Annotated in this window: 14 protein-coding genes and 1 pseudogene; 7 read left to right on the top strand and 8 right to left on the bottom strand. The window is 68.3% G+C overall.

Going from position 1 to position 15,796, the window contains the following annotated elements:
* The first annotated feature begins 160 nt into the window (after positions 1–160).
* Positions 161–1,798: a ricin-type beta-trefoil lectin domain protein gene (locus O7615_RS17650; RefSeq protein ID WP_278178777.1), complete on the top strand. Its 1,638-nt coding sequence runs from the start codon at positions 161–163 to the stop codon at positions 1,796–1,798.
* Here O7615_RS17650 and O7615_RS17645 read toward each other — a convergent pair.
* A complete protein-coding gene (locus O7615_RS17645; protein ID WP_278178776.1) occupies positions 1,751–2,509 on the bottom strand; it encodes a glycosyltransferase in 759 nt (252 codons plus the stop codon). The genes O7615_RS17650 and O7615_RS17645 overlap by 48 nt on opposite strands.
* A 124-nt stretch (positions 2,510–2,633) precedes the next feature.
* Positions 2,634–2,945, bottom strand: a complete 312-nt coding sequence (locus O7615_RS17640; protein WP_278178775.1) for an iron chelate uptake ABC transporter family permease subunit — start codon at positions 2,943–2,945, stop codon at positions 2,634–2,636.
* Between the two features lie 47 nt (positions 2,946–2,992).
* On the opposite strand from O7615_RS17640, the gene O7615_RS17635 reads away from it, so the two are divergent.
* Positions 2,993–3,469 carry a hypothetical protein gene (locus tag O7615_RS17635; protein ID WP_278178774.1) on the top strand — a complete coding sequence of 159 codons (477 nt, stop codon included), beginning with the start codon at positions 2,993–2,995 and terminating at the stop codon, positions 3,467–3,469.
* Between the two features lie 39 nt (positions 3,470–3,508).
* Here O7615_RS17635 and O7615_RS17630 read toward each other — a convergent pair.
* Both O7615_RS17630 and O7615_RS17625 read right to left on the bottom strand, forming a co-directional pair.
* Positions 3,509–4,381: pseudogene (locus O7615_RS17630) on the bottom strand (IS5 family transposase); the annotation flags it as partial.
* A 205-nt stretch (positions 4,382–4,586) separates the two neighbouring features.
* The gene (locus O7615_RS17625; RefSeq protein ID WP_278178772.1) at positions 4,587–4,886 is read right to left on the bottom strand and encodes an ABC transporter substrate-binding protein; all 300 of its coding nucleotides are present in this window, start codon (positions 4,884–4,886) and stop codon (positions 4,587–4,589) included.
* Between O7615_RS17625 and O7615_RS17620 the strand changes: the two genes are divergently transcribed.
* Positions 4,879–5,436, top strand: a complete 558-nt coding sequence (locus O7615_RS17620) for a hypothetical protein (RefSeq protein ID WP_278178771.1) — start codon at positions 4,879–4,881, stop codon at positions 5,434–5,436. The two genes, O7615_RS17625 and O7615_RS17620, sit on opposite strands and share 8 nt — an antisense overlap.
* Positions 5,437–6,300: 864 nt before the next feature.
* Here O7615_RS17620 and O7615_RS17615 read toward each other — a convergent pair.
* Positions 6,301–7,020, bottom strand: coding sequence for a tetratricopeptide repeat protein (locus O7615_RS17615; RefSeq protein WP_278178770.1), 720 nt, complete (start codon positions 7,018–7,020; stop codon positions 6,301–6,303).
* Between the two features lie 920 nt (positions 7,021–7,940).
* Positions 7,941–8,288 (bottom strand): hypothetical protein, encoded by a 348-nt coding sequence (locus tag O7615_RS17610; protein ID WP_278178769.1) that lies wholly within the window; start codon positions 8,286–8,288, stop codon positions 7,941–7,943.
* A 122-nt stretch (positions 8,289–8,410) separates the two neighbouring features.
* Between O7615_RS17610 and O7615_RS17605 the strand changes: the two genes are divergently transcribed.
* Positions 8,411–9,427 carry an IS256 family transposase gene (locus O7615_RS17605; RefSeq protein WP_278178768.1) on the top strand — a complete coding sequence of 339 codons (1,017 nt, stop codon included), beginning with the start codon at positions 8,411–8,413 and terminating at the stop codon, positions 9,425–9,427.
* On the opposite strand, the gene O7615_RS17600 is transcribed toward O7615_RS17605, so the two are convergent.
* Positions 9,331–10,875, bottom strand: coding sequence for an amino acid adenylation domain-containing protein (locus O7615_RS17600; RefSeq protein ID WP_278178767.1), 1,545 nt, complete (start codon positions 10,873–10,875; stop codon positions 9,331–9,333). The two genes, O7615_RS17605 and O7615_RS17600, sit on opposite strands and share 97 nt — an antisense overlap.
* A gap of 2 nt (positions 10,876–10,877) precedes the next feature.
* Complete coding sequence (locus O7615_RS17595; RefSeq protein ID WP_278178766.1) at positions 10,878–11,843, bottom strand: BtrH N-terminal domain-containing protein; 966 nt, start codon at positions 11,841–11,843, stop codon at positions 10,878–10,880.
* Positions 11,844–12,142: 299 nt separating this feature from the next.
* Here O7615_RS17595 and O7615_RS17590 point away from each other — a divergent pair, with 299 nt between their 5' ends.
* Genes O7615_RS17590 through O7615_RS17580 form a run of 3 tightly spaced genes read left to right on the top strand, consistent with a single transcriptional unit; the run spans position 12,143 to position 15,795 of the window.
* Positions 12,143–13,150 (top strand): NAD-dependent epimerase/dehydratase family protein, encoded by a 1,008-nt coding sequence (locus O7615_RS17590; protein WP_278178764.1) that lies wholly within the window; start codon positions 12,143–12,145, stop codon positions 13,148–13,150.
* A 15-nt stretch (positions 13,151–13,165) separates the two neighbouring features.
* Complete coding sequence (locus O7615_RS17585) at positions 13,166–14,434, top strand: DegT/DnrJ/EryC1/StrS family aminotransferase (protein ID WP_278178763.1); 1,269 nt, start codon at positions 13,166–13,168, stop codon at positions 14,432–14,434.
* Positions 14,431–15,795: a serine hydrolase domain-containing protein gene (locus O7615_RS17580; protein WP_278178762.1), complete on the top strand. Its 1,365-nt coding sequence runs from the start codon at positions 14,431–14,433 to the stop codon at positions 15,793–15,795. Before O7615_RS17585 ends, O7615_RS17580 begins: the two co-directional genes overlap by 4 nt.
* Position 15,796 lies beyond the last annotated feature (1 nt).

The raw sequence follows: 15,796 nt of genomic DNA, 5'->3' as shown, positions 1-15,796 counted from the left end.
AGACGGGCGTCAAGGCGAATGACTACATGCGTGACGATCTGCACCATCGCGGCTGGTAATTCGTTCTGGTCGACAGGCCTGGGACTACCCGGGTCGCCACGTCGGCAGCCCGAACCAGGATGTCGACCTGCCGACATCCTCCAACTCTCGGAAGGCACTCATGAACCGTCCTCTTCGACTGGTGATGGCCATCGTCGCCACCTGCGTGACGTTGGCCGGTACGGCACTCGTCTCCGTTCTCCCCGTCTCCGCCGCGCCCGGCAGCCCGGCCGTCCGCCCGCCGCTGGGCTGGAACAGTTGGAACACCTTCGGCTGCAACATCGATGAAGGTAAGATCCGTGCGGCTGCCGACGCCATGGTCAACTCAGGGATGCGGGCAGCCGGCTACCAGTACGTCGTCGTCGACGACTGCTGGCAGGCAGCGACCCGTGACAGCGCCGGTAACCTGCGCGCGGATCCGACCCGCTTCCCGTCCGGCATGAAGGCACTGGGCGACTACATCCACGCTCGAGGGCTCAAGTTCGGCATCTACCAGGCGCCCCGCGAGAGGACCTGCGCCCAGTACTTCAACACCATCGGTGGCGCCACCGGCGCCCTCAACCGGGAGCAGCAGGACGCCAACACGTTCGCATCGTGGGGCGTCGACTTCCTCAAGTACGACTGGTGCTCGCCGTGGGGAACGGTGAACGACCAAGTCGCCAGCTTCTCCAAGATGCGCGACGCGCTGCGTGCCACAGGCCGGCCGATTGTCTACTCGATCAACCCCAACAGCGCCCACTCCAACACCGGGCCCTCCTACAACTGGGGCTCGGTAGCGGACATGTGGCGCACCACGGAGGACATCACCGACCGGTGGAGCACCGGCTGCCGCGCCGACTGCTTCATGGGCATCACCGAGATCCTCGACGTGCAGGCACCCCTGCACTCCTGGGCGGGACCGCAGCACTGGAACGACCCCGACATGCTCGTCGTGGGCGTCCGCAACACCTTCACCCCTACCGAGAACCGGGCACACTTCAGCATGCGGGCCATCATGGCCGCCCCGCTGATGGCCGGCAACGACATCACCTCAATGACCGCGGACGTGCGCACCGTCCTGACAAACCCGGATGTGCTGGCAATCAACCAGGACAGCGCCGGCCGGCAGGCCCAGCGGGTCCGTGATTTCGGCGAGACCGAGGTATGGGCGAAGACCCTCAGTGACGGTTCCGGAGCTGTCGCCCTGCTGAACCGCTCCAACAGCACCGCGACGGTGTCCACCACCGCCACCGAGATCGGCATGCCCTCGGCCAGCGGCTACCACCTGTTCGACGTTTGGACCAAAGCGACCCGAAACACCACCGGGGCAGTCAGCGCGACCGTCCCGCCGCACGGAGTGGTCATGTATCGGGTGCGGACCGGCTCCACGACTCCCACCGACACGTTCAGCCTACGCGGCGTCGGAAGCGGTCGTTGCCTGGATGTCCTCGGCGGCGTCCCGAACGACGGCACCCGGGCGGTCATCTGGGACTGTAACGGTGGCACCACGCAAATCATCACCGCGACGTCCGGCCAACTGCGCATCGGAGGCAAATGCCTCGACGCCGACAACAACGGCACCGCGAACGGTACCAGAGTGATCGTCTGGACCTGCGGCAGCGGCGCCAACCAGCAATGGACGATGCAGTCCGATGGCACCATCCGCGGAAACCAATCCGGCAAGTGCGTCGACGTGAACCAGGCCGCCACCGCCAACAACTCACCCCTCGTCCTATGGACCTGCTCCGGCGCCGCACACCAACGGTGGAGTCGCGCCTGAACGTGCGGGCACAATGAGGACCGGGCACCGGTCCAGTGGGCCGCCCCGCTCGGGCAGGTCACGACCCTGGCCGCGGTGCCCTGCCGCACCACCGACCGGTACAGGCCAGGGTCTGGTGGGCGATGGCGTCCCAGGAGAAGTCGACAGCCCGGCGGCGGCCGGCTCGGCGGCGTGCTGCGGGTTGGCGAGCAGCTCAGTGAGCCGTGCCGCCAGAGCGGCCTCGAAGCGGGACGGGTCCAGCGGCGCGCCGGAGCCGTCGGCGGCCTGCTCGATCGGGACCAGCAGCCCGGTCTCGCCGTCGGCGACCACTTCCGAGATGCCGCCGGTGGCGGTCGCCACCACCGCCGTCTCGCAGGCCATCGCCTCCAGGATGACGATGCCCATCGGCTCGTACACCGACGGGCAGACGAAGACGGTGGCGTGGGTCAGCACCTGGATCACCTCGGACTTCGGCAGCATCTCTGCCACCCAGGCGATCCCGGACCGGCTCGCCCGCAGCTCGGCGACCAACCCCTCCACTCGGCGGCGATTAGTGGCGAGGGCGGAGAACGCTCCCCGATGACTGCCGGCGTACATTTCCGAGTGCATAGGCGGGTACGCCATCAAGTCGTACCCGCCGACCATGACCTGTAGCGCGGTGCGCTCGCGGCGGTCGCGGTCGCGGCCGGTGAACTGCCAGGCGACCGCAGCGGCGGTGGAGACGTCGACCATCGAGTCGAGGCCGAACCCGGTCGGCGCCGTGGAGGAAGGAGGCGATGGTGCCGGCGGCGATCGCGACAATCGCCTCGATCATCTTGTAGGTGGTGGCGGCGACGGACCAGCAGGATCCGGCGCGTCAGTACGCGCGTCGGGTGGCGGACGGCCGGTGAGGGCTCGGGACGAGTGGCAGCGTGGCAGGCATCAGCGGCACCGGTCGGTGTCGACGGTTGGGCAGGCCGACGGTCGACCAGGTGATCGGACCGCACGGGCCGACGACAACGGCGACCAGGACGGCGGCGAGCCCGAGCACCGCGACGCGTGCCCGCCCGACGTGCAACCCGAGCGCGGCGGCCGCCTCGTCGCCGAGGCGCAGCACGCCGAGCGCGGGCAAGACCGCCACGACCAGCGGCGCGCACAGCAGCAGCCACGGCGGGGGGGAGCCGGGCATGCTCCCAGGTGATCCCGGTGAGACTGCCCACCAGGTAGCGGAAGAGCGTGTCGTACTGCAGGCGGTCGGCGGAGGCCATCACCGCCAGCAGCACCGCCTGCAACGCCGTGGACATCGCCGCGCCGATCAGCAGGACCGCGCCCGGCCCACGGCCGGTCCTGGCCGCGGCCAGGCACAGCGCGCCGCCGCCGAGGGCACCGACCAGCGCCACCACGGGCTGCGCCGCCGCCGGAACCGGGAGCGCCCACACCACCACCATCACCACGGCAGCCGCGAGCGCACCGCCGGTCGACACACCGAGCAACTCGGGTACGGCCAGCGGGTTGCGCAACGCGGCCTGCATCAGCAGCCCGGCGACGCCGACGGCCGCTCCGTCGAGCAGCGCCAGCAGCAGTCGGGGCGTCCGCAGTTCCCAGAGCACCACCCGGGCGACCTCGCCATCGGCGGGCAGGGCAAGGGTGAAGGTCGCCGCGATCGCCGCCGCCAAGGCGATCAGCAGCGCGATCATCGCCGGCCACCGGTGAGCCGCCCCCGGCCGCGTTAGGCCGTGTTCGTAGGGCGCGGAGCCATTGGTTGATGGCGGCGATGGTGAGGGTGGCTTCGTAGCGGACGGCGAGTTTGTCGTATCTGGTGGCCATGGCGCGGTGTTGTTTGAGCTGGTTGATACCGCACTCCACGGCGTGGCGCAGGCGGTAGACGTGAGGGTCGAAGGCGGGTGGACGTCCGCTTTTGGATCCTTTGGCCTTGCGGTGTGCGTCCTGGTCAGTCTTGCTCGGGATGCAGGCGCGGATACCACGGATCGCAGGTGGGCGCGGTTGGCCTTGGACGTGTACGCCTTGTCGGCCAGTACGGTGTCGGGGCGGGTCCGGGGACGGCCGCCACCGGTTCGGGTAACGCGGATCTTGGCCAGCACGGGGATGAACTGGGGGCTGTCGCCGCGCTGTCCGGCGGTCACCACCAGGGCCATCAGTTTGCGGCCTTGCTCGCAGGCCAGATGGGTCTTGGTGGTCCAGCAGCCCCTCGATCGGCCGAGCCCATGGTCTGCCGGTTCGGAATGCACACCACCAGGCGACTCCTTCTGCGCGTCGCCGTCACGGCGGGCTCCCGCCGCGTGTTGATGGGCGCGGCTGATGGTCGAGTCCACGCTCACCGTCCAACCGATCAACCCCGCCGCGTGCGCCCGAGCCTGCAACGAGCTGAGAATCTGCGCCCAGACGCCGTCACGCTGCCAGCGCCGGAACCATCGATACAAGGTCTGCCACGGCGGGTACTGCGCGGGCACGTCGCGCCACGGCGATCCGGTCCGGACCCGCCACCGGATGCCGTCGATGATCAGCCTCATGGTCCATCTACGCGGTCGAGCATGACCCGTTCCCTGCAGGCAGCAACGGCTCCAGCACCGCCCACTGCACATCGGTCAGGTCATGCCGCCTCACTGCCGCTACGCTCGGCACGAGGTCTCCGGTGTGACGTTCAAGCTTGGTCGCTGAACCAACTACCGGAGACCTCTTCAATTAGCGACCATCGCCACGCCCCAACCACGACACCCTACGAACACGGCCTAGTGCCACCCCGGCCGGGCCCTCGGTGGCCGATGCCGGTGCGGTCACGCCGTGGCCTTGGCGACCGCCTCGTCGAGGATCAGGCCCAACGCCCGGGTGCACGGCCCGACGCCCACAGCTCCGCGGGCACCTCGTGGGCGCGGCCCTCGCGGACCGCGGTGATCCGCTTCCACACCGGGTTCTCGGCGTACTGCGCCGAGACCGTCTTGGTGTCCGGACCGAAGGTGAACGACTGGATGGACACGATGTCGGGATCCCGGGTGAGGATCTCCTCCACGCTGTACGCCTGCGCGGTGTCGAAACCACCGCCCTTGCTCGGCCACGGGTAGCCGAAGACCTGGGAGAGCAGGTGACCGAGCAGGTCGTCGGAGGTGTCCACACCGATCGACGTTCCGCCGTACATCGCCAGCGCGGTCGTCTTCCGCGCCTTCGTCAAGGTGAAGAGCGACCGGGCGTACGGCGCCGTCGCCACGCAGGTCGGCAGCGACGCCTCGCCCGTCCTGCTCGGCGATTACAAGATCGACCCGAACGCCGAGCGGGAGTTCCCCGAGCAGTTCGCGCTCATCGACACCGCCGCCAACTCGCTGAAAGTGGTGCCGATGCCCGAGGGCGTCAGTTACAGCTTCCGCTCGCTGGGCCGCGGTCCGCAGGGTGAGGGCCTGATCCTCGGCACCGACGGCAAGCTGCACGTCGTCGACCCCACCGCCGGCGAGATCACCAACGCGTGGCCCGTGGTCGCTGCTTGGAAGGAGCCGATGAACTGGCAGGAGCCGCGTCGGCCCTGTTCGTCCGCGACGACGCCGCGTACATCACCGAGCCCGCCCACCAAGCAGGTGCACCGACTCGACCTCGCCACCGGCAAGGTCGTCGGCTCGGTGGAACTGCCCGCGATTCCGAACGAGATCAGCGGAACGCTGTCGGCGCACTGAGCGGCACGGACGTAGGGCCCGGACTGGGGAACGCGGTTCGGGCCCTCGCCGGCCCTGGCGGCGACTATCCACGGGCGCGACCCGTATCGACCCACACCGACTGCCGTGACATCTCACGCCCGTATCACGGATGGTCCGGGAAGGCCGCGGTGCGACCCGCCGGCAATATGAGTGCTGCTGACACAGCGAGCACGACACCCGTTTGCGGATCTTGAAGCGTAGACAACTCCACGATCCACAGGTGTCGTGCTCGCTCCTCATCCGGGCACCCACGACAAGGTCCGATCAAACGGACGTTCGCGGACTACTCCGGGCCCAGCGCCTGCCCTGGCGCACGTACGTGGATCCGCTACTTGAGTTCGATGTACCAGACGGTGCTTGAGTCTGTCGATCCGGTGTTCCATCTCACCTCGCCGGCTGCATACAGCGCACCTGATCTCCACGTCATGCCCGCCGCCGGGAGCACCAGTGGGACGTCGATCGACCGACGATTCCAGGAGCGCCTGGGCGGGGCCTCTGACGTCAGCCGTTTTGGATCGGCCCGATCCCTCTTCCGCCCAACGGCGTCAAATCGGGATAGCCTGCTCGCATATGAACTGCGCCGAAACGCTACATCCAAACAAATTATTGGCTGCTTGCGGCCGGCCGCAACGTTAAACTTGCAATGCCGAAATGGGAATCGACCTAGCCCGGGCTTCATGAGGCAGCCGGGTTCATGGTCGATACACGGGGAAGATGTAACGTCACAATGGTGTGCAATCCAGTCGCCTCCGCCTGCTCCCTGTAACAGAAGAAAAGGAGGCCGCAGCCACCTTTAATAACTCCTCGACAGGTCGAGCTGCCGACGGATTGAGGCTGGTGCTGTTAAGGGCGCCAGCGGGGGTTGTGCAGCATCGCCAGGTTGCGGAGGGCGTTTCTCCGGGCCATTCCCAGGGCTTTGCCGTCGTCGTTATCCGCATACTTTACGCGGATTTGCGCCTCGGTCACGTCATCGAGCAGGGCCCAGTAGATCGGGATCGCCGCGCTCCGGCTGCCGGTCACTGCCAACGTGTACGCCCAGTTGTTGCGGGCTGCGACGGTGGCCGCAGCCGTCGGGCCGAACGTCGCGGTGCTGACCTTGACAGCGGCTTCGAGGATCGACAGGGCCGCGGCCGTGTTGCCCTCCTGGCGCTGCTTCTCCGCGGTCTCGACCCAGCCGAGGGCCCAATCCTTCGTGACCTTCCGCTGCCGGATCCGCCGCTCGTAGATCGTGGCGCCCGACTCACCCACCTCGAGGTTCCACTCCAGATGGATGACCTCCTTCTCCTTCATCTTGCTCATCACCCACGACCGCAGATCGTCACGGACCTGCTGCAGCGTGCGCCCAGGGAGCAGGAACCGGGTGACGACCGGGCCACGATGGAACGCCAGTGATGGCGGCATTTCGCCGTTGTCCGTGGTGGCGGTCTCCAGACCGGTCATGTCGCTCCACGACAGGCTCAGGTGCCCCCACATCCGCACGTCCCGCGGCGAGAACGAGATGCTGCGGCTGCTGCCAACCTCGGATTCGCCGTCGCGTAGAGGTATCACGTTTGCGAGCTTCATTGGTCGTTCACCACTACGCCCATCAATGGATGGTACACGTTGCTGTCACCACCAGGTGGTGCTGGCCGCACCACCGCGCTACCTCGAGTACCGCCGCACGAGGGGCGGACATCGCCTGCGGCGACGTTCGCTCCGCGATCGGGGCACGTCATCAGGTCGAACTACTAACAGGACTCAGACACTCAGCCCAACCGCTGCGACAAATAACAAACCAGGCGCCCTCATTGCCGCAGGCAGCGCGCGGCGGCGCTGGTACGTCCGTCACCACCAGTAGCCGTCGAGCCAGGCGCGACCACGTTCGGACATGCCGAGTTGAGTGCATCCCCAGTTCCGTTCATCGCTCAAGTCTCCTGATACGTGCCGGTATCAATTGCTGAAGGTCTGCATCAGACGGCGGCACCGTTTGGGGATCCTCGGTGAGACCTGCGCGGAGGCCCCAGAGCCAATAGTCGGCTGCCCGGAAGACCACCCAATCTCGCCCGTGGTCAACGCCGATCCTGGCCGCCTCCACCGCGTCCTCGAAGTGCTCTACGATGCTCTTCCAATTGGGCATTGTCGATGCGGGTCCAGAGCACCCGGGCGAGTCGAACGCGATGGCCACGCATCAGTACAGGGTCTACCGTCGACCAGGGTTCCCTGGCTCCTCGCAGGACCTGCGCTGAGTGCAAATCTGCGTTAATACTCCAACGTCACTTGGCTTCGACGTTGGGCGTGGCGTGGACATGAAGACGGCCACCGCGTTGATCATCGATGGTTTGTGAGGACAACCGAAGATCGTGCTGGTCTGGTTGTCCAGGTGCTGTGACCACGAACGTTCACGGTGTTGGGGTCAGCTGGCCGGGGTGACGTGGTGGGTGCCAGCGTCGTTGTCGTCCGCTGCGGATGTGGGCGGGTCCGGAGGACGAGGTCAGCCTCCGCGGTCATCGCATCCGGTCGGAAAACTTCCTTGCGAGGTCCCGGTGCCGTTTCGCGGCTTCTGCCGCCTGGTCATCGGTGATGTTGATGTTCACCCCGGGCATCCGGCTCATCCGCTCAACCTGATCCGCGAACCGGCGGTGTTCGCGGCATGCGTGTTCCAGGCAGGGCAAACAGGTGACGCTATCCGGACGGGCAGACGTCATCGCATAGGCGACCTCAAGCCCGCAGCCGGTGATGACGACGCCCGGCGCGTCGGTCGCGCCGAACAGCAAGGTCATCGCGTTACGGACGTCAGCGCCGGCCCGGACCACGTTCTGCTCCACATGGATGTGCGGGTTGATCTGGCTCACCTAGGTCCCAACCTCGTCCAGGTCTGTCCGGTCAGGGTAGCGGGGACTGCGTATATTTCCGTGTTTGACCTGGGTGTGGTCCGTTGGACAGGACGTTGATCCTGTCCGGGAAGGACCACGTCATGGCAGACAAGAAGAACGCTGTTCAGCTTCCGGAGCCGTCGGCGGCGGAGGTGGAGTTCGCTCAGCAGTTGGTGGAGCGGGCCAAGGCCGACGGGGTGTCTCTGGTGGGGCCGGGTGGGCTCCTGGCGGGGATCACTCGTACCGTGCTCGAATCAGCGTTGGATGCGGAGCTGGATGCGCATCTCGACGAGGCCGGTGTCGACGAGGCGACCGGCCGGCGGGCCAACGTGCGTAATGGTCACGGAACCAAGACGATGCAGACCGATGTCGGGCCGGTGCGGATCCAGGTGCCGCGGGATCGGGCCGGATCGTTCACCCCGCAGATCGTGCCCAAGCATGTTCGCCGGTTGGACGGGTTCAACGAGGCGATCCTGTCGCTGTATGCGAAAGGGTTAACGACCGGGGAGATCTCGGCGCATCTGGCGGATGTGTATGAGGCCGATGTGTCCCGGGAGTTGATCAGCCGGGTCACCGACAGTGTCCTGGCCGAGATGGAGGCGTGGCGGCAGCGGCCGCTGGACCGGATCTATCCGGTGGTGTTCATCGACGCCCTGGTGATGAAGATCCGCCAGGGGCAGGTCGCGAACCGGCCCGTCTACGTCGTGGTCGGCATCAGCCTCGACGGGGAACGCGACGTGCTCGGTATGTGGGCCGGCACCGGCGGTGAAGGCGCCAAACAGTGGGCCGGCTACCTCACCGAACTCCGCAACCGGGGTGTCGAGGACGTGTTCATGGTCTGCTCCGACGGCCTCAAAGGCATGACCGATGTCGAGATCAGACTCCAGCCGTTCGAGTACCGTGACCACGGCGATCGAGTCGAATCCCGGCAGGTCGAACAGCGTCACCGCCGTGGTCACCTCGGTGGTCGGCACGCCGAGCACGTCTGCGACGGTCGCCACGACGCGTTCCCGGGTGGCGCTCACCGCCGGCCTCCCGCCGTCGCGCCGACCAGATCGAGCAACTCGGCTCGGGCGATCTTGCCGGTGCTGGTGTGTGGCAGTTCCGGCACCAGATGAACCGCCCCGGGCACCATGTAGTGCGGCAGACGTTGCCGGCAACCCGTCACGATCTGTCCGACGAGATCCTCGTCGGCGAGTTGGTTCCGGTCGGGTACGACCAGGGCGTGCAGTCGGTTGGTCAGCTCTGGATCGGGCTCGGCGACGACCGCGACCTCGGCGACTCCGGGCTGGGCGGCGACGGCCGCCTCGATCTCACCGAGCTCGACCCGGTAGCCGCGGGTCTTGACCATGCCGTCCCGGCGACCGATCAGGTGCAGAACGCCGGATGCGTCGCGCCGGGCGAAGTCCCCGGTGCGGTAGAAGCGACGCCGGCCGGTCTCGGTGGTCAGCTCGACCTTGGCCCGGTCGGTCAGGTCCGGTCGGGCCAGGTAGCCCGGGGTCACGCAGTCGCCGGCGATGACGATCTCGCCCTCGGCCGGACCGTATTCGCAGGCCCGCCCGTGGTCGTCGAGCAGCGCCAGGGTCACCCCGTCGATCGGGCGTCCCAGCGGTACGCGGGTGCTCTCCGGCACGGGCCCGGTCAGGGACAGGTGGGTGACCACATTCGTCTCGATCGGACCGTACAGGTTGCTGATCCTGGCCTGTGGCACGGCGTTCATCAGGGCGGCCAGTGGTTCAGCCCGGAACTCCTCCCCGGCGTAGAGGAGTTGGCGTAGCGTCGGCAGCCCCTCGGTAGGCAGGGCGGAGCGGTGCAGCAGCGCGGTCAGCGCGGAGGGCACCGCGTACAGGTGGGTGATCGCACGGTCGTGGAGGAACCGGTACAACGCCTGCGGGAACAGGGCGGTGCGTTCCGGCACCGGATGCAACGTCGCGCCGCCGGCGAGCCCAACGTAGATGTCGTAGACGGGCAGGTCGAAATGCAGTGGCGCGTGCACCGCGACCTGGTCGCCGGGACGCAGCGGATACGCCGCAGCCGCCCAGCGGACGAACGCCGAGGCGTTGCGGTGCGTGATGACCACGCCCTTCGGTGTGCCGGTCGACCCGGAGGTGTACAGCACGTATGCCTCGTCGCCGGGGTACACCCGGACCGGCTCGCCGGTCGACGCGTCGGAGGACCGGGCCCGATGCAGCACGGTCGGCAGGTCGAGGACCGGCAGGGTGACGCCCTCGGTGTGGTCGGTGTCGCTGTCGGCTAGGAGCAGTTCGCAGGCGGCCTGTTGGAGGATGAAGTCGCGGCGCTCGCGGGGCGCGCCCGGATCGATCGGCACATAACAGCGGCCGGCGTTCAACACCGCCAGCATCGCCACCACGGTGGCCGGATCCTTCCGCGTCACCACCGCGACCCGGCCGCCCTGGTTGGTGAGTTCACGCAGCATAGTGGTCAGTCCGGTGGCGGTTCGGGCCAGGTCCCGGTAGCTGAGGGCGGCACCGGTCTCGTCGACCAGGGCGGGCACATCGGGCTGGGCGTGGGCGGTATCCCACACGGCGTCACTGATCAGCATCATGGTCACTCCTGTCCGCTGCCCGGCGCGCGGGCGAGCTCGACCTCGGCGGTGGTGGCGGCGCGTAGCGCATCGAGCGCGGCACCGGGGGCACGGCGCCCGCTGCGGACCCGGCGCAACGCCAGGTAGGCGCTCTCCATCGCGCGATGCCAACCGCGCTCGATGCGGGCGAAACGCGCGACGAAGCCGGCGTCCGTAGCACCGGCGGGCAGGTCGGCGAGCCAGCGCGCGTGCAGGCTGCGGTTGCGGGCGATCAGCCACGTCTGGAGGGTCAGGTTCTCCAGCTCCAGCCGGCCGGCGGGGGCATGGTCGGCGACGAATCGCTCGTAGGCTCTGCTGTCGGCGGCGGCCCGCACAGCCGCCACGTTCGCGGCGATCTGGCCCCGGGGATCGCCGGGCTCAGGGGCGGTGCCGGTGGCGGTGAGCATCGCCCACCGGCCGGCTGACAGTGCCGGCGTCAGCGTGTCGAAATCGACGCCGGTGACGGTCGGTACGGCGCGCCCCCATTCGGTCGGGTTCTCGTACGGGTCGACGATGTGGACCGTGCCGTCCGTTCCCAGCCCGTCCACCACGAAGCCGTGCTCCATGTGCTCGCGCCGGTAGTAGGGGAGCCATGGCAGGTGGTACGCGTCGCCGACCACCACGATCGGCGCGTCCGCCGCCGGCGCGGCCCGCCAGTGATCGACCGCCGTGCCCGGGTCGGTGGCCCTCCAGTCGAGTCGCCAGCCGGTCCGTCGGGCCAGTCGTTCGTCTTGGTCGTCAGGAGGAAGAGCGACCTGGGCCGGACCGGTCGGCATGTCACGCAGCTCGAAGCGCCAGTCTCGGGCGAACACGGCCCGCACGTCCGGTACCGCCCGGTGGGCGAGCAGCACCGCCACCGCGTCCGAGACGCAGTCCAGGCGGGCGCCGTCGACCTGGGACAGGAAGCGGTCGCACGGTACGAGAAGGTTGGATCGCAGCAGATCGGTCACGAGAGCATCACCTCTTCGCCTCGACCCTGAGCGCTACGTCGATCGATCGACAACTCATTGCTCGGTTGTTGTCATCGAGGTTTGAGGCAGCAAGTGGACAATCGGTTGTAGGTCGACCGTGCGGTGTCTTTTCGTGGGATGACCCCTCCGCTATTCGGTGGAGGGTGCCGAGCTGAAGCGATTGGACCGAACATGCCCGATGACTCACTCCGCAGAGCCCGCGCGATGGCCGATTCCCCGGTTCATGACCCTCACCCAGACCGGGGCGGACCGGTCGACTCGCGAAGCGGAGGCAACTGATGGACAACGACCACATCAGCATCGGCTCAGACACCCGGGCACTGGTCACCGGCGGGCATGGCTTCGTCGGCTCGCACCTGGTGGACCACCTCGTCGCACGGGGAGCCCAGGTAACCGTCCTCGACGTCGCGCTGCCGGACGAGAAGCTGCCCACCGGGGTCGGCTACCGAGTGGTGGACCTCCGCGACCCGGCCTCGGTGCGAGGCGCACTGACTCCCGCCGACGTGGTGTTCCACCTCGCAGGCAACGCCAGCGGCACCATCTCCGTCGACCATCCCCGGTTCGACTTCGAGACCAATGCGGAGGGCACCTTCAACCTCCTCGAGGGCCTGCTCGACATCGAGGTACGGCGGGTGGTCTACCTGTCCTCCGCGATGGTCTACGGACGCCCGCAGACCCACCCGATCGCCGAGACGCACCCGCTGAACCCGTTCCTGCCGTACGCGGCCTCCAAACTCAGCGGCGAGCACGTCGCCATGAGCATGGTGGAGTCGTACGGGCTGCCTGCCGTGGTGGCTCGGGCGTTCACCATCTACGGACCGCGTGAGGACCCACGCCGCGCCGGCGGCGAAGTGTCCCAGTACCTGCGCTGGCACCTCAACGGACTGCCGATCCCAGTGGTGGGCGACCCCGATGCCAAGACCCGCGACTTCTCGCACATCGACGACCTGATGGCCGGACTGATCCAGATCGCGGAACGTGGCACGAGCGGCGAGTGCTACAACCTCGGCAGCGGCACCGAAACCTCGATGCGGGAACTGGCACGTCTCATCGGTGAGGTCACCGGCACCCCGGCCCGGATCGAATGCGACCGCAGCGTGCTCGAGGACAGCTACCGCCACGTCGCCGACATCAGCCGCCTGCGAGCCCTCGGGCACTGGCCCAGGGTGCCGTTGGCCGAGGGCGTCACCGCCCTGGCCGCCCTGCTCGGAGACCGGCCGGAACTGCCCGCTATGCCGACCGTCTTCCAACGTGACATGCCGGCCCCGGCGCCGGCCGCCGCCTGAGTGGAGGGTTCAGACATGACCCATCGGTTCGTCGTGCCCTACCACGGACAGGGCAGTGTGTTCGACGAGGACGACGTGGCTGCGGTCGCCCGGTTGCTCCGCTCCGACGCACACCTCTCCGGCGGTCAGGAACGAGGCGCGTTCGAGAACGAGTTCGCCCAACATGTCGGGGCCCGACACGCGGTCTCGATGACCAGCTGCACCATGGCTCTGGAGCTGGCCACCCATCTGCTCAGTCTACGGCCGGGCGACGAGGTCGTCGCCTCCCCGCTGACCTTCCAGGCGACTGTCGCGCCGCTGCTGTCGCGGCCGGTCGGCGTACGCTTCGCCGACATCGACCCGGACACGCTGGCCCTGGACCCGGCGGCGGTCGCCCGGGTCGTCGGTCCCCGCACCCGGGCGATCTACGTGACGCACTATGGTGGCCTTCCCGCCGACCTCGATGGCCTGCTCACAGTGGCCCGTCAGCACAACCTGGTGCTGCTGGAGGACTGCGCGCACGCGCTCGGCAGCCGATACCACGGGCGCGGTGCCGGCACCGTCGGAGACCTCGGCTGCTGGAGTTTCCACAGCCTGAAGAACATGTCCACGATGGGACAGGGCGGCATGGTGACCTGCCGCGACGACCGGTGGGCCGGCACGCTGCGCCGGATTCACGCGATGGAGCCGGACGCGGACTTCCGACCGCGGACGATCCCTGCGGACTTCGGTGGTCGACAGCCACCCGGACCGGAGGACCCGGAACGACACGCCAGAAACGCGTACACCGACGACTGCACCACAATCCGGCACGGCGGGCTGAACGCGACGATGAGCGAACCGGCGGCGGCGGTCGGACGTACTCAGCTGGCGAAGCTGCCGGCGATGGTGGCCCGACGTCGGGACATCGCCGCTCGCCTGCATGCCGGCTTCGCCGATCTGCCTGGCGTCGTCCCGCACCGGGACCTGCCCGGGACGGTGCACTCCTACCACCTCTACACGCTGCGGATCAGCGATGCCACCCCCGACCTGCGCGACGAGGTGGTGCGTCGGCTGCACCATGAGCACGGTGTAGAGATGATCCTCCGGTACTTCCCACTGCACCTGCTACCGGAGTGGCGTCGCCGGGGTGGCGCGTACGGGCAGGCACCGACGGCCGAGCGGATCTGGTTCGACGAGCTGGTGAACCTGCCCATTTACCCGGCGATGACCGATCGACAGATCGATCACCTCATCGACGGGTTCCGTGTCGCCGTGCGTCAGGCCCGCGGCGCACTGCCCGCGGCTCGGGTGGTGGCATCATGATCGAGCAACCAGAGCTGACCGAGGCGCTGCGTGAGTTCCAGATCAAGAACGATGTTCCCGGGGTGACCGCCGTGCTGTTCGACCGGAACGGGCCGCTCGTCGCCGCCGCGACCGGCCTTCGGTCGATCGAGGAACCCGACGCGGCGCTGCGTCCCGACACGTTGTTCCGGATCTATTCCACCGCCAAGACGCTCACCGCTACGCTGGCCGCCGCCCTCGTCGACAGCGGCGAATTGGGCTGGGACGAGCCGGTCGCGGCCACCCTGCCCGAATTCCGGCTCCGCCGTGCGCACCAGGCCCCGGCGGTGACCCTGCGGCACCTGCTCAGCCACCGTGCCGGCTTCATTCCCGACATGGTGCTGCACGAAGGGTGCAGCCGGGATCGCGACGCCGTGGCCGTTGCCGCTCAGGTAGAACCGCCCCGCACCCCGCTGGTCGGTCGTCCTGGACAGGTCTACTCCTACAGCAACCTAGGCTTCACGGTTGCGGGACACCTGCTCGAACGCCGCGCCGGTACGACCTTCGACCGGCTCTTCACCGAGCGGATCGCCGAACCGCTCGGGATGACCCGCACCTGGCACGACCCGTCCGTTGCGATGACCTATCCACTCCTGCAACACCACCGTCTCGACGCGGGAACCGTGCGGGTCATCCATGAGCCTCGCGTCGCGGCCAAACACGCCCCCTCCTCGCAGTGCTGGTCCACGGTGCTCGACCTGGCCCGGGTCGGCGCCGCCCACCTCGCCGCCGACCCGGCCGACCGGGGCCTGCGCGAACTTCGCCAACCGCAGGCCGACGTCCGCCTCGATGTCGATCTGCACTACGGTCTCGGGCTCTACCTGGGTCCGCGCGCCGGTGACGGTATCCGTTTCGGGCACGAGGGCTTCTACGAGGGCATGTGGACCAAGCTGCTCTGCTGCCCGGCCAGCGGGCTCGGCCTGGTCTGGGCCGACAACCGCGGCGAGGAACTGCGCGAGGCCCGCTACCAGGTGATCAATGACCTGTTCATGGCGCTGGGCGGTGCCACGCCGAACTGGACCCGCCCCGCGCGGAGCGTCGCGGTCGGCCCGCCGCCGTCGGGGCGCTACGAACGGCCGGCCAGCGGCAGCGCCCTGCGGCTGGTTTCGCACAGCGTGAACCTGGACATCATCACCGATGACCGTACGGTATCGACGCGTCCCGTCGCCGTCGACGTGTGGGCGGCCGAGGCGACCCCGGCCGCCCGGATGGCCCCGCCCTGGCGGCCACACGCCGGTAGCGATCGGGTCAGTGTCGGTGCCGTCCGGGACGACCAGACCGGTGAGGTCACCCACGTGCTCCTCAACGGGTTGCCGTACCGGCGGGCTGACCACCGCCGCTGAC

This window comes from Micromonospora sp. WMMD1082 (assembly GCF_029626175.1).
In the GTDB taxonomy this organism is placed as follows: Bacteria; Actinomycetota; Actinomycetes; order Mycobacteriales; family Micromonosporaceae; genus Micromonospora.
The sequence above is the reverse complement of the archived record's forward strand: the minus strand, read 5'-3'. Positions and strand labels throughout refer to the sequence as shown.